The 19,441-nt window shown below is 72.2% G+C and carries 19 protein-coding genes; 8 read left to right on the forward strand and 11 right to left on the reverse strand.

The genetic code is table 11. The features are described from left to right. Positions 1 to 4 precede the first annotated feature (4 nt). From ACIBK9_RS47740 to ACIBK9_RS47765, 6 genes are all read right to left on the reverse strand, one after another. Positions 5 to 970 (reverse strand): ADP-ribosylglycohydrolase family protein, encoded by a 966-nt coding sequence (locus ACIBK9_RS47740; protein WP_397165790.1) that lies wholly within the window; start codon positions 968 to 970, stop codon positions 5 to 7. Continuing rightward, a complete protein-coding gene (locus ACIBK9_RS47745) occupies positions 967 to 2,277 on the reverse strand; it encodes a sugar ABC transporter substrate-binding protein (RefSeq protein ID WP_352361224.1) in 1,311 nt (436 codons plus the stop codon). The genes ACIBK9_RS47740 and ACIBK9_RS47745 overlap by 4 nt, the downstream gene beginning before the upstream one ends. Before the next feature lie 12 nt (positions 2,278 to 2,289). Beyond that, positions 2,290 to 3,108 carry a carbohydrate ABC transporter permease gene (locus tag ACIBK9_RS47750; protein WP_357706637.1) on the reverse strand — a complete coding sequence of 273 codons (819 nt, stop codon included), beginning with the start codon at positions 3,106 to 3,108 and terminating at the stop codon, positions 2,290 to 2,292. Further along, positions 3,105 to 4,019, reverse strand: a complete 915-nt coding sequence (locus tag ACIBK9_RS47755; RefSeq protein WP_357964307.1) for a sugar ABC transporter permease — start codon at positions 4,017 to 4,019, stop codon at positions 3,105 to 3,107. Before ACIBK9_RS47755 ends, ACIBK9_RS47750 begins: the two co-directional genes overlap by 4 nt. Continuing rightward, positions 4,016 to 5,047, reverse strand: coding sequence for a LacI family DNA-binding transcriptional regulator (locus ACIBK9_RS47760; protein WP_352361218.1), 1,032 nt, complete (start codon positions 5,045 to 5,047; stop codon positions 4,016 to 4,018). The genes ACIBK9_RS47755 and ACIBK9_RS47760 overlap by 4 nt, the downstream gene beginning before the upstream one ends. 255 nt (positions 5,048 to 5,302) lie before the next feature. After that, entirely contained in the window at positions 5,303 to 6,529 is a 1,227-nt protein-coding gene (locus ACIBK9_RS47765) for an MFS transporter (protein ID WP_397165791.1), read from the reverse strand. Between the two features lie 23 nt (positions 6,530 to 6,552). On the opposite strand from ACIBK9_RS47765, the gene ACIBK9_RS47770 reads away from it, so the two are divergent. The 3 genes from ACIBK9_RS47770 (at position 6,553) to mihF (ending at position 8,707) form a co-directional block, all read left to right on the forward strand. Beyond that, positions 6,553 to 7,788 carry an ROK family protein gene (locus ACIBK9_RS47770; protein WP_397165792.1) on the forward strand — a complete coding sequence of 412 codons (1,236 nt, stop codon included), beginning with the start codon at positions 6,553 to 6,555 and terminating at the stop codon, positions 7,786 to 7,788. Between the two features lie 107 nt (positions 7,789 to 7,895). After that, positions 7,896 to 8,300 (forward strand): heme-binding protein, encoded by a 405-nt coding sequence (locus tag ACIBK9_RS47775; RefSeq protein WP_387664870.1) that lies wholly within the window; start codon positions 7,896 to 7,898, stop codon positions 8,298 to 8,300. A 101-nt stretch (positions 8,301 to 8,401) separates the two neighbouring features. Then, complete coding sequence (mihF, locus tag ACIBK9_RS47780; RefSeq protein WP_043641121.1) at positions 8,402 to 8,707, forward strand: integration host factor, actinobacterial type; 306 nt, start codon at positions 8,402 to 8,404, stop codon at positions 8,705 to 8,707. Between the two features lie 143 nt (positions 8,708 to 8,850). Here mihF and ACIBK9_RS47785 read toward each other — a convergent pair whose 3' ends face one another. Both ACIBK9_RS47785 and ACIBK9_RS47790 read right to left on the reverse strand, forming a co-directional pair. After that, a complete protein-coding gene (locus tag ACIBK9_RS47785; RefSeq protein ID WP_358285518.1) occupies positions 8,851 to 9,498 on the reverse strand; it encodes a response regulator transcription factor in 648 nt (215 codons plus the stop codon). Next, the gene (locus tag ACIBK9_RS47790; RefSeq protein WP_397165793.1) at positions 9,489 to 10,736 is read right to left on the reverse strand and encodes a sensor histidine kinase; all 1,248 of its coding nucleotides are present in this window, start codon (positions 10,734 to 10,736) and stop codon (positions 9,489 to 9,491) included. Before ACIBK9_RS47790 ends, ACIBK9_RS47785 begins: the two co-directional genes overlap by 10 nt. A 186-nt stretch (positions 10,737 to 10,922) precedes the next feature. On the opposite strand from ACIBK9_RS47790, the gene ACIBK9_RS47795 reads away from it, so the two are divergent. The 3 genes from ACIBK9_RS47795 to ACIBK9_RS47805 are packed head-to-tail and all read left to right on the forward strand — an operon-like array spanning position 10,923 to position 15,302. Continuing rightward, positions 10,923 to 12,176: an acyltransferase gene (locus tag ACIBK9_RS47795; protein ID WP_397165794.1), complete on the forward strand. Its 1,254-nt coding sequence runs from the start codon at positions 10,923 to 10,925 to the stop codon at positions 12,174 to 12,176. Positions 12,177 to 12,212: 36 nt separating this feature from the next. Then, positions 12,213 to 12,758 (forward strand): GNAT family N-acetyltransferase, encoded by a 546-nt coding sequence (locus tag ACIBK9_RS47800; protein WP_397165796.1) that lies wholly within the window; start codon positions 12,213 to 12,215, stop codon positions 12,756 to 12,758. A 45-nt stretch (positions 12,759 to 12,803) separates the two neighbouring features. Then, a complete protein-coding gene (locus ACIBK9_RS47805) occupies positions 12,804 to 15,302 on the forward strand; it encodes a DEAD/DEAH box helicase (RefSeq protein WP_387664859.1) in 2,499 nt (832 codons plus the stop codon). 131 nt (positions 15,303 to 15,433) lie between these two features. On the opposite strand, the gene ACIBK9_RS47810 is transcribed toward ACIBK9_RS47805, so the two are convergent. Further along, positions 15,434 to 15,997, reverse strand: a complete 564-nt coding sequence (locus ACIBK9_RS47810; protein ID WP_397165797.1) for a hypothetical protein — start codon at positions 15,995 to 15,997, stop codon at positions 15,434 to 15,436. A gap of 8 nt (positions 15,998 to 16,005) precedes the next feature. Here ACIBK9_RS47810 and ACIBK9_RS47815 point away from each other — a divergent pair, with 8 nt between their 5' ends. Beyond that, a complete protein-coding gene (locus ACIBK9_RS47815; RefSeq protein ID WP_397165799.1) occupies positions 16,006 to 16,509 on the forward strand; it encodes a DUF2087 domain-containing protein in 504 nt (167 codons plus the stop codon). Positions 16,510 to 16,531: 22 nt separating this feature from the next. Here ACIBK9_RS47815 and ACIBK9_RS47820 read toward each other — a convergent pair whose 3' ends face one another. Beyond that, entirely contained in the window at positions 16,532 to 17,458 is a 927-nt protein-coding gene (locus ACIBK9_RS47820) for a helix-turn-helix domain-containing protein (protein WP_397165801.1), read from the reverse strand. Between the two features lie 41 nt (positions 17,459 to 17,499). Between ACIBK9_RS47820 and ACIBK9_RS47825 the strand changes: the two genes are divergently transcribed. Continuing rightward, entirely contained in the window at positions 17,500 to 18,279 is a 780-nt protein-coding gene (locus ACIBK9_RS47825) for a phytanoyl-CoA dioxygenase family protein (protein ID WP_397165802.1), read from the forward strand. A gap of 23 nt (positions 18,280 to 18,302) precedes the next feature. Here ACIBK9_RS47825 and dusB read toward each other — a convergent pair whose 3' ends face one another. Next, on the reverse strand, positions 18,303 to 19,412 hold the full coding sequence (dusB, locus tag ACIBK9_RS47830; protein ID WP_352325166.1) for a tRNA dihydrouridine synthase DusB: 1,110 nt from the start codon (positions 19,410 to 19,412) through the stop codon (positions 18,303 to 18,305). Positions 19,413 to 19,441: the final 29 nt, after the last annotated feature.

Here is a 19,441-nt window from a genome sequence, read left to right on the forward strand (position 1 = left end):
TGATCTACAGTCCTTCCGCCAGTTCGTCGGCGACGTCCAGCACATGTCTTCCGGCCACGACGGGCAGGCATTTGCCGCTCACCGGGCCGATCCGGGCGGCCCATCGTCCGGGCACGCCCTGTTCTCCCTGGATCGCGCCGGCGACCGCGCCGGCGATGGCGCCGATCGTGTCGGCGTCCCGGCCCAGGCTGACCCCGAACGTCACCGTGGCCTCCACCTCGCCGCCGCCCGCCAGGACGGCGCCCAGCGCCAGCGCGACGGCCTCGGGCGCGAGGTCGGTCCAGGGGTAGTGCCGGACCACGACGGCCTCGTGCAGCGCCTCGATCAGGGCCAGGTCGTCGTCCGCGCCCGTCGCGAGCACGTCGCGCGCCCTGACGATCGCGCGGGCCGTCCAGGAGTCGGCGGGGATCACCGACAGCGCGGCGGCCACGGCCTCGGCGGGCGTGCCGCCCGCCATGGCGGCGGCCACGGCACCGGCGGCCGCGCGGCCGCCGAGTATGCCCTCGCCCGACCCGCTGACCAGCCCGTCCTGTTCGATCAGGCGGGCCGCCTCGGCCGGGTCGCCGGGGCAGAAGATCCCGTACGGCGCCGCCCGCATGGCCAGCCCGTCGGACCAGCCGTGCTGGTGGACGCGCCCGGTCAGCGGCGGCTCCAGCCCCCGGCGGAGCGCTTCGATCGTGCCCAGCTCGGAGAACCCGGCGCCGCGCATCGGCCCGGTCACCGACGGGATGATCTCCTGCCGGTACGCCCGCGCGACGTCGGCCGCGGTCAGGGCGTGCCCGTGCCGGACGAGCAGCGAGGCGGCGAAGATGGCGTACTCGGTGTCGTCGGTGCCGCCGCCCTCGATCTCGGTGAGCCGGCCCCACCGCCGCCGGATCTCCGACGGCGACAGGTTCTCGGCGGGGGCGCCGAGGGCGTCGCCGGCCGCCAGGCCGAGCAGACACCCCCGGGCCCTCAGGCGATGAGTCACTGCTGGTACCGCTCCAAGACCTGGTTGCCGTCCTCGACGAGCCGCTTGGCCGCGTCGTCGATGGTGATCTTATTGGCGAAGTACTCCTGGAGGACCGGCGTGGCGACCTTGCTCTTCCACTCGTCGAAGCCGTTCACCTTCAGGAACGGGGCCACGACCAGGTTCTTGGCGGAGGCGGTGGCGACGTCCCAGCCGTTGTCCTGGGTGGTCATCGCCGGGTCGGCGGCGGCCGTCTGGGAGGTCGGCAGCAGCCAGTCGCCCTTGGCGAGCTTGGCCTGGTTGGCGCCGTTGAGGAAGAACGAGATGAACTTCATGGCCTCGTCCGGGTGCTTGCTGTCCTGGGCGATCGACAGCGTCTGCGAGACCGCGCCCTGCTGGGCGCTGGTGCCCTTCGGCGCGGGCAGGGTCACCCAGTCGAAGTCGTCCGGGGCCTGCTCGGCGACCTGCTGGCGCAGGTAGACGCCGGCCGGCAGCAGCGCGAACTTGCCCTTGTAGAAGGCGGGCAGCGGGTCGGCGGTGCCCTGGCCGAGCGCGGCCGGGTCGGCGGACTTGTCCTTGTAGAGCTGGTCGTGGATGCGCTGGAGCACCTCGCGCTCCTCGGGCCCGACCTTGACCGTGGTCTTGCCGTCGGCGGTCTGGAAGAACGTGCCGCCGAAGTTGAGCGCCAGGTTGAGCGTCTTGTTGACCGGCGACTTCATCGGCCAGGCCACGCCGAACGTGCCGCCCTTGGTCATCTTCTTGGCGGCCTCGGAGAACTCGTCCCAGGTCCACGGGTTGTCCGCGGTGGGGACGCGCACCTTGGAGGCGTCCAGGAGCTTCTTGTTGGCGATGATGACCTGCGACTCCTGCAGGAACGGCACGCCGTAGATCCCCTGCTCGCCCTTGCCGCCGTTGAAGGTGACGGTGTCCCAGGCGGACTGCGGGATGTCGCCCTTGAGGTCGGCGGGCAGCTTGCTCGTCAGGTCGAGCAGGTAGCCGTCGGAGGCGAACCCGGCCAGCGCCGGCGAGTCGTTGTGGATCACGTCCGGCGCGGTGCCGCCGGCGAACTGGGTGACGAGCTGGTCGTTGACGTTGTCCCAGCTGCCCTGCACGTAGGTGACCTGGGTCTTGGGGTTGGCCTTGTTCCACTCGTCGACGATCTGCTTGTTGGCCGCGACGGACTCCTTCTGCCAGGCCAGGCTGAGGAAGTTGAGCTTCACCGGCTCGCCGGACGAGGCGGCCTCTCCACCGCCCCCTCCTCCGCTGCCGCCACACGCGGCGGCGAACGCGACGACGGCCGCCGCCGCCAATGCGGACTTGATTCGCATATGAGCCTCCTACTAGCCCTTCACGGCGCCGGCCATCAGGCCGGACTTCAGTCGCCGCTGAATGATTGCGAAGAAGATCAGGCTCGGGATCGTCGCCATGAGCGACGCCGCGGCCAGCGGGCCGAGCCTGGCCACCCCCTCGGGGCCGGTGAACCGCACCAGCGTGAGCGGGAGTGTCATCACGTCGGGGTCCTGGAGGATCACGAGCGCGAACAGGAACTCGTTCCACGACGAGATGAAAGAGAACAGCAGCGTGGCCACCACGCCGGGCGCGAGCAGCGGCGCCACCACGCTGGCGATCGAGCGCAGCCGGGTCGCGCCGTCGACGGCCGCGGCCTCCTCCAGCTCGCGCGGCACGGCCCGCACGTAGCCCTGGAGCATCCACAGCGCGAACGGCAGCGTGAACGTCACGTGCACGACGACGAGCCCCGGCAGGGTGTTCACCAGCTCCAGATCCCGCAGGATCATGAAGAGCGGGATGATGATCAGGATGAACGGGAAGACCTGGCTGACCAGCACCCAGCCGATCGCGACCTTGTTGAGCAGGCTGCGGTAGCGGGCCATGGCGTACGAGGCCGGCAGCGAGATCAGCACGGTGATCACGCTGCTGAACAGCGCCACCACCAGGCTGCGGCCGGCCGCGCCGATCAGGTCCTGTTCGCCGAAGGCGTCGGAGAAGTTGGACAGGGTCGGCTCGCGCGGGATCCACGTCGGGTCGGCCAGCGCCATCTCCTGGGGCGTCTTCAGCGCCGTGGACAGCAGCCAGAACAGCGGGAACGCCAGGAAGACGATGTACGCGACCAGCGCGACGTACTGCGGGGCGCGTCTCATCGGGTCTCCCTCATCTGGCGCCACAGGTACAGGCCGAGCACCGTGAGCACGACGATCGCCATGGCCAGGCCGAGCATCGAGGCGTATCCGGCCATCCGGTAGCGGAACGCCTCCTCGTAGGCGAACAACATCGGCAGCCGGGTCTGGCCGCCGGGCCCGCCCTGGGTGAGCACGTAGACCAGGCCGAACTGGTTGATGTTCCACACGAAGTCGAGCGAGGTGATCGACACGATCACCGGCCGCAGCTGCGGGAGCGTGATGCTCCAGAACCGCCGCCAGCGGCCCGCGCCGTCGACCTCGCCGGCCTCGTAGAGCTCCTTCGGGATGCCCTGGAGTCCGGCGAGCAGGACCACGGTGGTCTGCGGCATGCCGGTCCAGACGCCCACCACGATGATCGCGGGCAGCGCGAGCGAGAAGTCGGCCAGCCAGTTGACGTGCGTGCCGAGCAGGCTGTTCAGGATGCCCGCGTCGGGGTGGTAGACGAGCTTCCACATCAGTCCGATGACCACCGGCGGCATCGCCCACGGCACCACCGCGAGCACCCGGGCCAGGGTCCTGAAGCGCAGGTTCTGGTTGAGCAGCACCGCCAGGCCGAGCGCGGCCAGGAACTGCAGCACGGTCACCGAGACCGACCAGATCGCGCCGATCCGGAAGGAGGCCCAGAAGTCGTCGTCGGTGAGCAGCCGGCCGAAGTTCTCCAGGCCGACGAAGCTGGTCTCGTGGACGCGCGTGTTGCGGGCGTCGGTGAAGGCCAGGCCGATGCCGTACAGCAGCGGGCCGACGCTGAACAGCGCGACGGGCACCAGCGCGGGCAGCATGAGCAGCCACATCTCGCGGTTCCCGCGCGACTTGGGACGCCGCCGGGAAGGCGGGCGCCGGGGCGGTGCCGCCGTCGTCACGGTCGCGGTCACGTCCTGCCTCCCTCATGTCCGTAGGTCTCGCCCGCCGTCGAGGCCCGCACCACCAGGCGCGGCGGAACGGTGATCACGCGCGGCGCGGCGTCGTCGCCGTTCAGGCGGTCGAGCAGCAGCTCCGCGGCGGCCTTGCCGCGTTCGGCCGAGCCGAGCGAGACGCTCGACAGCGACGGCCAGGACGCGGCGGCCAGGTCGGTGTCGTCCATGCCGACCACCGCCACGTCCTCGGGCACCCGGCGGCCGGCGGCGCGCAGCACGTCGAGCGCGCCGAGCGCGATCAGGTCGTTGGCGCACATCAGCGCGTCGACGTCGGGCGCCCGGTCCAGCAGCTCGGCCACCGCGCGGCCCCCTTGCGCGCGGTAGAAGTCGCCGATCTGGACCAGGTCGTCGTCGTAGGGCAGGCCGAGCTGCTCCAGCGCCTCGCGGTAGGCCGCGCCGCGCGAGGCGCCGGGCCAGGTGTCGGGCGGGCCGTTGACCAGCGCGATGCGCCGGCGGCCGAGCGCGTGCAGGTGGTCGACGGCGAGCTTGACGCCGGTGCGCGAGTCGGCCCGTACGTTGTCCACCGGCGTGCCCTCCGGCACCGTGCCGATGATCACGACGGGCGCCCTGGCCGCGGCCAGCATCTGCAGGTGGGCGTCGGTGACCCGGAGCGGGCTCATGATCAGCCCGTCCACGTACCGCTCGCCCAGGCTGTGCAGCACGTCGATCTCGTCGGCCACGACGGCGTCGGTCGAGTGCAGGACGAGCCGGTAGCCGGCCGCCTTGAGCACCGGCTGGATCTGGCGCAGCATCGCCAGGTAGGCGGGGTTGCCGACGTCGGCCATGGCGAAGGCGACCTGGTGGGTGCGCCGGGACTTGAGCGACCTGGCCACGGCGTTGCGCACGTAGCCCAGCTCGTCGGCGGCGGCCATCACCTTGCGCACGGTCTCCTGCCTGGTCGGCAGGCCGTTGAGGACCCGCGAGACGGAGGCGATCGAGACACCGGCGCGCTCGGCGATCGTGGTGATCGTGGGTCCGTCGGCCAAGGCTGTCCTTCCAAGAAGGTAAACGTTTACGGGAAAGTGTCTGTAAACGTTTACCGTGTTTCGCACATGAAACCGGGCCCTCACTTCCGGGTCAAGTCACGATCCCATAACGCCAGGTCAGCGGGCATATGGGCAAAAGAAGAGCGCCCGCTCCCCCGGGTTCGGGGAAGCGGGCGCGTCAGGAGCGACCCAGGGCCGTGGGGAACGCCCGAGCGGCCACGCGGGACGCCCGCGGCCGCACGGAACGTCCGGCCGCTACGCGGGGCGTTCGGCGGGGACGGGGGCGGGCGGCGACTGCCGCGTGAGCAGGCGGATCCCCGGGGCGCCGCTGAGCGCGACGACGGCGGCCAGGACGGCCGGGATGATCAGGGCGACGGGCAGCGACTGCGTGGCCTCGGCCACGTACCCGAGGACCGCCGGGCCGAGCAGCAGCCCGCTGTAGCCGAAGGCCGTCACCATGGCCAGCGCGCGCCCCACCGGGCCGCCCGCCGCGCCGACCGCGCTGAACAGCACCGGCACGACGGTGGCCAGCCCCACGCCCGCCAGCGCCCAGCCGGTCCACGCGCACACCACGCGCAACGGCCCGCCGAGCGCCGGGGCGAGGAGCACCAGGACGTACCCCAGGGTGGCGAAGCCGCCGGCGAGCTGGATCGTGCGCACCGAGCCCAGCCTGGCCCTGATCGGGTCGCCGAGCAGGCGGACGGTCGTCATCGCGACCGAGAAGATCGTGTAGGCCAGCGGCGCGTCGGCCGGGTCGGTGTGCAGCACCCAGCGGGCGTGCAGGGCGGCCCAGTCGATGGCCGCGCCCTCGCTCAGGTGCCCGGCGAAGGCCGCCACCCCGAGCAGCGCGATCAGCGCCCACTTCAGCGTGCCGCCGCCCTCGCCGCCGTCCGCCTGCTCGCCGGCCTGCCGGGCGGCGTCGGGCAGCAGCAGGCGGCAGGCCAGCAGGTACAGGAACGGGACGACGATCGCCCCCGCCACCAGCAGCGCCTGCGGGTCGACCGACGCCCGCAGCGCCAGGGACGTCAGCACGCCCCCGGCCGCCCCGCCCAGGCTCCACGTGCCGTGGAAGGCCGAGATGATGGGCCGGCCGTAGACCCGCTCGACCTCGACGGAGTGGGCGTTGATGGCGACCTCGACCACCCCCAGCCCCATCCCGAACGCCAGCGCGAGCGCCATCAGCGGCCCGTACGAGGGGGCCAGCGCGGGCCCGAGGAGCAGCACGGCCGACAGCGGCCCGCCGATCCAGGACACCCGCCGGCTGGACCATCTGTCCACCAGCCGCCCGGCCACCAGCATCGACACCAGCGCGCCGCCGGAGATCAGCAACAGGACGGTGCCCAGCCTGGCGGCGCCGAGGCCGAGGCGGTCGTTCAACGAGGGCAGGCCGGCCGCCCACAGGCCCATCACGAATCCGCTCAGGGAGAAGAGACCGAAGACTCCGACACGTGCCCGTCTGGCATCAATGAGGCTTTTGTTCACGCCTAGAGCATAAGCTGGGAGTCGTGAAAAGTGCTACGACGAGCGGCGAACTTCGCGCGCACAACCGGGTCCGGCTGCTGCGCGCGGTGCACGACTGCGCGGCGACCCGTACCAGGTCGCAGCTCACCCGCGACCTCAACCTGAGCAGGGGCACGGCGTCGGTGCTGGTCGCCGGCCTGGCCGAGGACCGCCTGCTGCACGAGGAGCCCGCAGCCGGGCACACCAGGGGACGGCCCACCCAGGTGCCCGGCCCCCACCCGCTGGGCCCGCTGGCCCTGGCCGCCGACGTGCGCGAGGACGCCTGGGAGCTGGCGGCGTGCGAGCTCGGCGGACGGGTGAGCGTGCTGGAGGTCCAGCCGCACGACGGCACCCCGGAGGGCGCCCTGGCCTCGCTCGGCCAGGCGGTGGCCGACCACCTGTCGCGGCGGGTGGTCGGCCTCGGGGTGGCCCTCGCCGGCCCGGTCCGGCACGACGCGCTGGTCGACATCGCCCACCTGGGCTGGCGGTCGGTGGACGTGCCCCGGCTGCTGGGCCTCGCGTGGCGGCCGGCCGGCCCGGACCCGGTCCTGGTGGGCAACGACACGGGCCTGGCCGCCCTGGCCGAGGCCCGGCGCGGACGGCTGCGCGGCGTCCGGGTGGGCCTGCACCTGCACGTGGACTTCGACCTCGGCGGCGTCCTCGTCGTGGACGGCCGGCCGCTGGACGGCGCGAGCGGCCCCGGCGCCGAATTCGGCCACATGCCGCTGGGCGGCGGCGACCGTCCGTGCGCGTGCGGCGCGACCGGCTGCTGGGGCCAGGAGGTGGGCGCGAACGCGCTGCTGCGCCACGTGGGCCTGGCCCACGGCGGCGGCCGGGGCCGCGCGCAGGCGGAGGAGGTGCTGGCGAGCAGCCCGGAGGCGGTCGAGGCCGGGGCCCGCGCGCTCGGCCGGGGCATCGCCGCCCTGGTCAACGCGCACGACCCCGAGGTCGTCACGCTCTCCGGGCACGGCGTCGCGCTGCTGGAGCGCGCGGGCGAGGCCCTGACGGACTCCTGCCGGCCCGCGCTGATGGCCATCCGGCGGGAGCGTCCGCCCCGGATCGAGGCCGCCGCGCTGGGCTGGCGCGCGGCCCTGCTGGGGGCCATGGAGTCGGTGTTCGACGCCTTCCTGACCCCCGAAGGGCTGGAGAGATGGCGCGAAAGGGGCCCCGACCAGGGCGCCGACACGCCCGGATCACGAAATGTGACGCATTCCACCCTCAAGGGGAAAATCTTGCAATAACTTCCGGCGGCACGACCCCCGACCAGGCGATCTTGCGCCCCCTCCCCCGGCGCTGTACGGATGGAAGGGCCCGGCGCGCTCATGATCATCGACGGGGGTGTGAACGCGTGGATCTCGAACTCGCGCTCCGCATGACCGAGGCCGCTCTGAAGCAGGCCGTCCGGGAGGGCGCGCTGGTCTCGGTGGCGGTCGTGGACGCGGGCGGACATCTGGTGTCTTTCCAGCGTATGGCGGGTGCGGAGATCGCCGGGCCGGTGCTCGCGCCGGGCAAGGCGTACACGTCGGTGGCCCTTCGCGCGGCCACCGCGGACCTCGCTGCGCTGGTGGCGCCGGGCGGGGAGCTCTTCGGCCTGACTGGTGACAGATTCGTCTGTTTCGGGGGTGGCATACCCCTCTGGGCGGACAACGGCGAAGGGGAGCGGGTGGCCGGCGGCGTGGGGGTCAGCGGCGGCACGATCAGCCAGGACGTGGCGTGCGCCGAAGCGGCCGCCCTGGTGTGGCGGACTCGTTGAGCGGGCGCTTTCCGCAACACGAACCGCTGGTATCCGCCATGATTAGCCACTGCACCACGGGAAACAGTTTCCCGAACCCAACTCCCCGAGGAGAGAACGAGATGGCACTTCCCACTCTCACCCCCGAGCAGCGTCAGGCGGCTCTGGCGAAGGCGGCCGAGGCCCGCGCGGCCCGCACGGCCCTGCTCGCCAAGGTCAAGGCGGGTGAGCTGACCTTCGCCCAGCTCCTGGAGCGCGACGACGACATCGCCAAGAAGATCAAGGTGTCCCAGGCCCTGCGCGCCGTCAAGGGCGTCGGCCCGGCCAAGGCCACCGCGCTGATGGAGGAGGCCGGCGTCGACGAGAAGCGCCGTCTCGGCGGCCTCGGCGCCCAGCAGCGCAAGAAGCTGGTCGACGCGCTCGGCTAGGACCGGGCGGCCGGGTCCGCGCGCCACGTCGCGCGGACCGGCCGGCGACCCCTCGTAGGGCCAGGAGGGGCCGGAGAGCGGCGCACGCTCCACGGCGGGCCCGGCCGAGGGGTCAACCTCAGGCGGTCGATGTCAGGCTGAGGTCAGGACCTCAGGTAGGCCAGCACGGCGAGCACGCGGCGATGCTGGTCGCTGTCGTCGGCGTAGAGGCCCAGCTTGTTGAAGATGCTCCTGATGTGCTTCTCCACGGCGCCGTCGCTGATGACGAGCTGCCGCCCGATGGCCGGGTTGGACTTGCCCTCGGCCATCAGCCCGAGCACCTCGCGCTCGCGCGGCGTGAGCTGCGCCAGCGGGTCGTCCTTGCGTCTGCGGACCATCAACTGGGACACCACCTGCGGATCGAACACGGTGCCTCCCGCCGCCACCCGTCGCAGGCCCTCCAGGAACTCGTCGACGTCGACGACCCGGTCCTTCAGCAGGTAGCCCACCGCGCCACGGGCGTCGGCGAGCAGGTCGTCGGCGTAGGAGACCTCGACGTACTGCGACAGGATGAGCACCGGGGCGCCGGACACCCGGCGCCGGGCCTCGACCGCCGCCCGCAGCCCCTCGTCGGTGAACGACGGCGGCATGCGCACGTCGACCACCGACACGTCGGGTCTGTGCTCGACGATCGCCTCCACGAGGGCGTCGCCGTCCCCCACGGTGGCGACCACCTCGCAGCCGAACTCCTCCAGCAGCCTGACCAGGCCCTCCCTGATCAGAACCGCGTCATCGGCCACGACTACGCGCACGGCACCTCCGCCACGATCACCGTCGGCCCGCCGTCCGGCGACCTGACGGTGAGCTCCCCGTCGACGGCCCGGAGCCGGTCGGCCAGACCGGCCAGGCCGTGTCCCTTGGCGACGTGTGCGCCGCCCACACCATCATCCCCGATCGTGAGCATGAGGACGTCACCGATGCGGAGCAGCTGAACCGTGCAGATGGTCGCGCGGCTGTGTTTGGCCACGTTGGTCAGGGTTTCCGCGCAGACGAAGTAGATCGCGTTCTCGGTCGCCGCCTGGAAGCGGCCCACGATCTGCACGTCGAGGTCGACCGGCACCGTGCAGCGTCCGGCGAGGGCGGCCAGCGCGGGCGCGAGGCCGCGGTCGGACAGGATGGGCGGCGCGATGCCGCGCGACAGGGCCCGCAGCTCGTCGAGCGTCTCGCGGGTGGCGCTGATCGCCGAGCTGATCGTGGCCGAGGCGGCCTCGGGGTCCTTGGCGAGCTGCCGCTGCGCCCTGGACAGCTCCATGGCCAGGGAGACCAGGCGCTGCTGCGGGCCGTCGTGGATGTCGCGCTCCAGCTTGCGCAGCGCGTTGGCCTCGGCCGACACGGCCGCCGCCCGGCCCTCGGCCAGGTCGTCGATGCGCTCCTGCAACTCGGCGACGCCGGTCAGCAGCGCCCGGCCGAGCCCGGCCCTGACCAGCGCGGCCCCGCGCACCATGAACGGCATGACGAATGTGAAGACCAGGCCGAGCGAGACGTAGAAGATCGTGTTCACCACGTAGCCGGAGCCCAGCCCGAGCAGCTCGGGCAGCTCCGCGTTGCCGGGGATGCGTGAGGTGACCAGGCCGTAGAGCGGGTAGGTCAGCCCGGCGATCGGGATCGCCCAGAACACCACGGTCAGCACGAACGCCAGGATGGCGAACGGGAAGTTCAGGATGCCGTGCAGCAGGTCGAGCCATGACTGGCCGTTGGTCAGCGGGTTGACGATGCGGCGGAAGCGGCCCGCCCCCTCGGGCGCCGGACGGTAACGCGGCCGCACCGGCGGGCGCTTGAGCACGTCGGAGAGCCAGCCGCGCTCGGCGTCGGCGAAGCCCCTCGCGACCAGGAGCGTGCCGGCCAGCAGCGGCACGCCGATCCACACGATCGCGGTGCCGACGCCCGCGGCGAAACCGGCGACCATGGTCACGAAGCCGATGACGGCCGTCGGGAAACCGACCAGCGTGTAGCGGGTGTCGAGAAGGACACGCCTCATCAGGGAGCGCATGCCATGAAGGCTAAGTCCCCCGGCGCGGCGGTACGAGCAGGTACGCAGGCGTCCGGGGGTAGGGCTGGCCCTACCCCCCATGGTGGTGTGATCTTGACCTGAAGACGGCGGCCCGCGGCAGTGTGCTCAGGCGTCCTGGACGGAAGCCTTGAGTCATCCGCTCCCCGCTCGAAACGAGGCTCCCCCATGACCGTCCTGCTCGATCGTCCCGCCCCGGTACGGGCGCCGCGCGCGACGGCCAGGGACCCGTTCATCGACCTGCTGCGCGTGCTCGGCATGGCGCTCATCGTGCTCCAGCACTGGACGATCCCCGTCCTGTCCTACGAGGGCGGCCGGCTGACCACGGGCAACGCGCTGTCCACGCCGGGGGTGTGGGTGGTGACGTGGCTCAGCCAGGTCATGCCGCTGGTGTTCTTCGCCGGCGGCGCGGCCAACGCCATCAGCCGCGGCCGGTCGGTCAAGAGCGACCAGGAGTGGCTGGCCGGACGGTTGCGCAGGCTGGCCTGGCCGTTGCTGCCGCTGGCGGCGGTGTGGATCCCGCTGCCCCACGTGCTGCTCACGCTGGGGGTGCCGGAGCAGCCGCTGGCGGTGGGCGCCAAGCTGACCGGGCAGCTGCTGTGGTTCCTGGCCGTGTACCTGATCGCGGTCACGGTCACGCCGTACGCGCTGCGCCTGCACCGCAGGTTCGGCGTGCTGGTCCCCGTCGCGCTGGCGGCCGGGGCGGTGCTGACGGACGTCGTGCGCTTCTCGACCGGCCTGGAGGCGGCCGGGTACGTGAACATCGTCTTCGTGTGGCTGGCCGTCCACCAGATCGGCTTCTTCTACGCCGAGGGCCGGGTGCGGCTGCCCGCGTTGCTGGCGGCCGGCGGGTTCGGCGTGGCGGCGCTGCTGGTCGGGTTCGGCCCCTACCCCGGCAGCATGATCGGCCTGCCCGGCGCCGAGGTGTCCAACATGGCCCCGCCCACGCTGGCCATCATGGCCGTCGGCATCGGCCAGATCGGCCTGGCCGTGCTGCTGCGCCCCTGGCTGGTCCGGCTGCCCCTGCGCCGCGTCCTGGACTGGGCCGGCCCGCGCATCATGACGGTCTACCTGTGGCACATGCCCGCCCTGTTCGCCGTGACCGGCGTGGTCGTGGTCCTGCTGGGCGTGGAGACGCCGGAGCCGGGCAGCCTGTTCTGGTTCGCCGGCTGGCCGGTGTGGTTCGGGATGTTGTGCCTGGTCATGTGGGGGCTGGTGCGGGCGTTCGCGAGGTTCGAGACGCCGCCGTCGCTGCCGTACGGGACCGCCGGCCGCGGGGTCATGCTGGGGGCGGCGGGGCTGGTCGGGGCCGGGATCCTGACGCTGACCGTGGGCGGCTTCGTGCCGGGCGGCGGCCCGTTCCTGGCGGTGCTCGCGGTGCTCGGCGGCCTGCTGCTGACCGCGCCGAAGGCCCGCGTGTAACACCGGCGAAACGCGTCCCGGCCACAATCGGGCGGCATGACGACGATCCGCGACCTGACCGAGGCCGACGTGCCCGCCGTGACCGCCATCTACGCCCACTACGTGACCGGCGGCGTGGCCACGTTCGACGAGACGCCGCCGGGGGCCGGCGAGTGGCGGGCCAAGGCGGCGGCGCTCACGGCGGCGGGGCTGCCGTTCCTGGTCGCCGAGGACGACGGCGGGAACGACGGCGGGGACGACGGCGCGGTCATCGGCCCGGTCACCGGCCCGGTCATCGGCTACGCCTACCTCAGCCAGTACCGGCCCAAGCCCGCCTACCGGCACAGCCTGGAGGTCTCGATCTACCTGGCGCCCGGCGCCACCGGCCGCGGGCTCGGCCGCCTGCTGCTGGGCGAGCTGATCCGGCGGGCGTCGGCGACCGACGCCCGCTCGCTGATCGCGGTGATCGCCGACGGCGGCGACCCCGCCTCCTTGCGGCTGCACGCCGCATTCGGGTTCCAGGAGGCGGGACGGCTGAGCAACGTGGGGTTCAAGCACGGCCGCTGGATCGACACCGTGCTGATGCAACTCGACCTCCGGTAGGGGCCGCGGGTTCGACCACCCGGCAAACTTCGGCAGGATAGATACGTGAGCCTTCTCGTTGACCGCCTGCCGGAAGACATCGACGCCGACCCCGACGTCATATTCGACGCGTTCGTCGCCTGGAACGCCGAACGGGGGCTCACGCTCTATCCCGCCCAGGAGGAGGCCCTCATCGAGGTCGTCTCCGGCAGCAACCTGATCCTCGCCACGCCGACCGGCTCGGGCAAGTCGCTGGTCGCCGCCGGGGCCCACTTCGCCGCGCTGACCCGTGACGTGCGCACGTTCTACACCGCGCCGATCAAGGCGCTGGTGTCGGAGAAGTTCTTCGACCTGTGCGCCGTCTTCGGCACCGCCAACGTCGGCATGATGACCGGCGACGCCAGCGTCAACCCGGGCGCGCCCATCATCTGCTGCACGGCCGAGATCCTGGCCAACGTGGCCCTGCGCGACGGCGCGGCGGCCGACATCGGCCAGGTCGTGATGGACGAGTTCCACTTCTACGCCGAGCCCGACCGCGGGTGGGCCTGGCAGGTGCCGCTGCTGGAGCTGCCCAATGTGCAGTTCGTGCTGATGTCGGCCACGCTCGGCGACGTGTCGATGTTCGAGCGCGACCTGACCAGGCGCACCGGGCGGCCCACGGCGGTGGTCAAGCACGCCGAGCGGCCGGTGCCGCTGGTGTACTCCTACCGGATGACGCCGCTGCACGAGACGCTGGAGGAGATGCTCACCACCGGGCAGGCCCCCGTCTACGTCGTGCACTTCACGCAGGCCGCGGCCATGGAGCGGGCCCAGGCGCTCATGTCGATCAACATGGCGACCAAGGCCGAGAAGGAGGCCATCGCCGCGATGATCGGCGGCTTCCGGTTCACCACCCGGTTCGGCCGGGCGCTGTCGCGGCTGGTCAAGCACGGCATCGGCGTCCACCACGCCGGCATGCTGCCCAAATACCGGCGGCTGGTGGAGCGGCTGGCCCAGGCGGGGCTGCTGAAGGTCATCTGCGGCACCGACACGCTCGGCGTCGGCGTCAACGTGCCCATCCGCACCGTCCTGTTCACCGCCCTGTCCAAGTACGACGGCAACAAGGTCCGCCGGCTGCGCGCCCGCGAGTTCCACCAGATCGCCGGGCGGGCCGGGCGCGCGGGCTTCGACACCATCGGCTACGTCGCCTGCCAGGCCCCCGAGCACGACATCGAGAACGCCAAGGCGCTGGCCAAGATCGGCGACGACCCCAAGCGGCGGCGCGGCTACGCGCGCAAGAAGCCGCCGGAGGGGTTCGTCGGCTGGAGCGAGGAGACGTTCGAGAAGTTGCAGCAGGCCGAGCCCGAGCCGCTCAACTCCCGCTTCAAGGTGAGCAACGCGATGCTGCTGGCCGTGATCAACCGGCCGGGCGACTGCTTCCAGGCGATGAGACACCTGCTCACCGACAACCACGAAGACCGCAAGTGGCAGCGGCGGCACATCAGCCAGGCCATCGCCATCTACCGGTCGCTGCTGGCCGGCGGCATCGTCGAGCAGTTCGCCGAGCCCGACGAGCAGGGCCGGCGGGCCCGGCTGACGATCGAGTTGCAGGAGGACTTCGCGCTCAACCAGGCGCTGTCCACGTTCGCGCTGGCCGCCTTCGACCTGCTCGACCGCGAGTCGCCCTCGTACGCGCTGGACATGGTCTCGATCGTCGAGTCCATCCTCGACGACCCCCGCCAGATCCTGTCGGCGCAGCTGAAGAAGGCGCGCGGCGAGGCGGTCGCCCAGATGAAGGCCGACGGCATGGAGTACGAGGAGCGCATGGAGGCGCTCGCCGAGGTCATGTACCCGATGCCGCTCGACGACCTGCTGCTCGGGGCGTACGAGACCTACCGGCGTGGCCACCCGTGGGTCGGCGACTACACGGTCAGCCCGAAGTCGGTGGTGCGCGACATGTTCGAGCGCGCGATGACGTTCGGCGAGTACATCCAGTTCTACGAGCTGGCCCGCTCCGAGGGCACGGTGCTGCGCTACCTGGCCGACGCCTACCGCACGCTGTCGCGCACGGTCCCCGAGCACCTGAAGACCGAGGACCTGGTCGATCTCATCGAGTGGCTGGGCGAGCTGGTCCGGCAGGTCGACTCCTCGCTGATCGACGAGTGGGAGAAGCTGACCAACCCCGAGGAGGCGCTGGAGCGCCAGGCGCAGCTGGAGACCAAGGTGCGGCCGGTCACGGCCAACCCGCGGGCCTTCCGGGTGCTGGTGCGCAACGCCATGTTCCGGCTGGTCGAGCTGTGCGCCATCGAGAAGGAGGACGAGCTGGAGGAGCTGGCCCCCGACGTCGACTGGGGCGCGGCGCTCGACGCGTACTACGCCGACCACGAGGAGATCTTCACCGACGCCGACGCGCGCGGGCCCGCGCTGCTGCGGATCGAGGAGGAGAGCGGCCTGTGGCGGGTGCGCCAGACGATCAAGGACCCGGCCGGCGACGGCGACTGGGGCATCGACGCCCAGGTCGACCTGACCTCTTCCGACGAGGAGGGCCGGGCCGTGCTGCACGTGCTCGGCCTCAACCGGCTCTGAGCGGCTGCGGAAAGAGAACAAGCCGTGTGCCGGAACGGACTGGCAAGGGCGTTCCGGCACCGGCTTGTCGCTTCATTGTCGGACGGCGAAAGTAGGCGTCCGGTCATGGCGACGTCTCAAGATCGAGACATTCAGCACTCCGCAAGCGTGCAGATCTTGGCGAGCATCGTGCCCGCGTCCTTCCGCTGCCGGCTGAAGTCGGCCTTGGCAGGCTTGCCCCACTCGCCGCCGGCCGTGTAGACGATCAGGGCGTTGGCGCGGCGGGTCACGACGGCCCGCTCGCCGCCGACGGCCGGCTTGCCGTGGTCGTAGGCCTGGCCGGTGACCAGCAGGCCCTCGTCGCCGAGCGCGATCTTGGATGCGCCGTACCGGTACGCCGCGGTGCCGCAGGCCCGTACGGCCGCCCTGAGGTCGCCGACCGCCTTGCCCGCCGCCTCCGGCGAGGAGTAGAGGATCACCTGCTCGGACTTGGAGTAGTCGGGCACCGACGTGTAGACGATCGTCCTGGCCGCCGTGCGGCCGGCCTGGCCCAGCCCCGCCTTCTGGCACGGGTTCACGACGAGCTGGGCGCTCTTCCTGCCCGACACCGTCCAGCTGTGCTCGGGGTTGGGGTCCTTCTTGGCGGCGTCCTTCTCGTACAGCAGGAAGTTGCCCGGGATGGCCAGGCCGACGGCGACGAACAGTGCTGCGATCATGGGACAAAATGGTAGGGGTGAGCGACGAAGACCTCAGACGCGTGCTCGGGTTGCTCTGCCAGGACGACACCCTGCGCGCACTCGCGTCCCTGGTGCTCGGTGACACCGGCGACCTGCCCCCCAAGGCGCTCGACCGCCTGGCCAGCGGCGGCCTGGCCGAACGCGACGACGACGGCAAGTGGCGGGCCCGGCCGGAGCGCTTCCGCGAGCTGCTGCGGGAGCGGGCCGAGCCCCCCGCCGAGCTGAGCGCCGAGGAGCGGGTGCTGCGCACGTTCCTGGTCGACGGCCGGCTGACCACCATGGGCATGCGCCGCGACAAGCGGCTGATCGTGCTGCGTTACGTCTCGCGGGTGTTCGAGCCGGGCGTGCGCTACCCCGAGACCGACGTCAACGTGGCTCTGCGGGCCTTCCACGACGACTTCGCGGCGCTGCGCCGCTACCTGGTGGACGAGGGGCTGCTGTCCAGGGAGGGCAACGTCTACTGGCGCAGCGGCGGGCCGGTCGAGGTTTGAGCCGGGCCGGGGCTGGCGGGGGTCAGGGGCGGCGCAGGCGGGCGCGGTAGTCGCGGGGCGGCAGGCCGTACTCGCGCCTGAAGGCGCGACTGAAGTGGAACGGGCTGACGAACCCCGAGGCGGCGGCCACCTGGCCGACGTCCAGGTCGGTCACCTCCAGCAGGCTCGCGGCGTGCCGCACCCGCGCCCGGCGCACGGCGCCCATCGGGGTCAGGCCGGTCTCGGCCGCGAACAGGTGCGCGAACCTGGACGGCGACAGCGCCACCGCGCGGGCCAGCGAGGCGACCGAGTGCTGGGCCCCGGGCTCGGCGGCGATGAGGTCGAGCACCCGGCGCACCCGCTCGTCCCCGCCCTCGGCCCCCGGCGCGGGAACGGCCCCCGCCGAGGCCGTGGCCAGCACCAGCACCTCCTCCACCGCCCCGAGCACCAGCTCCCGGGCGGGACTGGCCATGACGACCGCCGGCGCGGGCGGCGCGGTGGACGCGGTGGACGCGGCGGGCGTGGCGGGCACGGCGGGGGCGGCGGGGGCGGTGTGGCCGGGGATCCAGCGGGCGTCCTGGAACGCGCGGTCGAAGGCCCGGTCGACGCGGTCGCGCACCCCGACGGACACCCCCTCGACCAGGTGACAGCCGGTGGCCAGCGCGTACGGCGCGAGCCAGGCCGTCCAGGACGGGCGCGGCTGGAAGTGCACCCACCAGAACCGCCATCTCCCCGCTCCCGGCGCGACCCGGTAACGCTGCGCCGAGCCCGGCCCGAGCACCGCCAGGTCCCCCTCGCGCACGGTGAACGCCGCCCCCGCCTGCTCGACCCGCCCCTCCCCCGCCTGGGTCCACAGCAGCAGCCAGCTCGGCGAACCGTGGGGGCGGCGGGTGCCGTACCCCGCCGGCTTGTCGTAGTGGCCGACGATCATCAGCTCGGCAGCAGGAACAGACAGGTTCTCAGCGGTCACGGTCATACCGTCCCACGCGCCAGGTCCCTACGGTGAAGGGCATGAGGCTGAACGACTTCCACGACCGGGGGTACGTGCTCGTCCCCGCGCTGCTGGCTCCCGAGGAGGTGGCCGAGCTGCGCGATGAGTTCATGGCCCTGCACGCCGCCGGCCCGATACCCGGGCATTTCTCGCCCGTCCCCCAGGAGCCGGGCGCGCCCTACGACGCCCTGCGCGACTACCCCCGGATCATGCACCCCCACCAGGTGAACGACGTCGCCCTGCGCTACCTGCTCGACGCCCGCTTCGCCGCGATCCTGCGCGAGCTGCTGGGCGAGGAGCCGATAGCAGCCCAGAGCATGTTCTACTTCAAGCCGCCGGGCGCCCGCGGGCAGGCGCTGCACCAGGACAACTTCTACCTGCGCGTCGAGCCGGGCACGTGCGTGGCCGCCTGGGTGGCGCTGGACCGCGTCGACCGCGCCAACGGCGGCCTGGAAGTGGTCCCCGGCACCCATCTGATGGACCTGTTCTGCCCGGAGGAGGCCGACCAGGACCTCTCCTTCACCCGCGAGTACGTCCCGCCGCCGCCGGGCCTGGAGCGGGTGCCCGTGGACATGCAGCCCGGCGACGTGCTCTTCTTCAACGGCAGCCTGGTGCACGGGTCGGAGCCGAACAGCACGGCCGACCGGTTCAGGCGCAGCTTCATCTGCCACTACACCGGCCGCTCGGCCGAGCGCATCTCGTCCTGGTACGAGACGCTGACGATGGACGGCGAGCGCGTGCTGCTGGAGCCGTCGGCCGGCGGCGGCCCGTGCGGCACCGAGGCCACCGGCCCCCACTGACCGCCCCACCAGGAACCGGTCCGTCAGCCGCCGGATATGTCCGACTCCGCCTCGTCCGGGACCACGCAGTCCCACGGGTCGTCGAGCCACCCGTCAGGCAGTTGCACCTTCTGACGCTCGCCCGACTTGCCCCGGGGCGTGTCGGTGTTCGGCGGCCACGGCTGGTCATGGTCGAGCTTGGCCAGCCCCTCCCGGAGCCCGTCGAGCGACTCGGCCGTGGCCAGCTCCCGCCGCAGCGCGCTCCCGACCTCGAACCCCTTGAGGTACCACCCGACGTGCTTGCGGAAGTCCGCGATCGCGTACCGCTCGGTGTCGAAGCACTCGGTGAGGCCGGCCGCGTGGCGCTCCATCGTCCCGGCCACCTCGCCGAGCGTCGGCCGGACCCGCTCGGGGCTGCCGTTGAACGCGTTCTCCAGGTCCTTGAACAGCCACGGACGCCCGAGGCAGCCGCGCCCCACCACGACGCCGTCGCAGCCGGTGCGCGCCACCATGCGCAACGCGTCGTCGGCCGACCAGATGTCGCCGTTGCCCAGCACCGGGATCTCGGGCACGGCCTCCTTCAGGCGCGCGATCGCCGCCCAGTCGGCCACGCCGCCGTAGTGCTGCTTCGCCGTGCGGGCGTGCAGGGCTATCGCCGCGACGCCCTCCTCGGCCGCGATGCGGCCGGCGTCGAGGTAGGTCAGGTGGTCGTCGTCGATGCCCTTGCGCATCTTCATCGTCACCGGCAGCGCCCCCGCGTTCGCCACCGCCGCCCGCAGGATCCGCCGCAGCAGGTTCCTCTTGTACGGCAGCGCCGACCCGCCCCCGCGCCTGGTCACCTTGGGCACCGGGCAGCCGAAGTTGAGATCGACGTGGTCGGCGAGGTCCTCCTCGGCGATCATCCGCACCGCCCGCCCGACGATGTCGGGATCGACGCCGTAGAGCTGCAGGCTCCTCGGCCGCTCCGACTCGGCGAACCTGATCATCCTGAGCGTCTTGGGATTGCGCTCGACCAGCGCCCGCGTCGTGATCATCTCGCACACGAACAGCCCGGCGCCCTGCTCCCGGCACAACACCCGGAACGGCGCGTTCGTGATGCCCGCCATGGGCGCCAGCACCACGGGCGGCCATGCCCCAATCGGCCCAATCTTCACTCCGTCAGTTGTAGCGCAGCTCAGGCCGG

It is taken from the genome of Nonomuraea sp. NPDC050227, from assembly GCF_044459705.1.
Taxonomy (GTDB): Bacteria; Actinomycetota; Actinomycetes; order Streptosporangiales; family Streptosporangiaceae; genus Nonomuraea.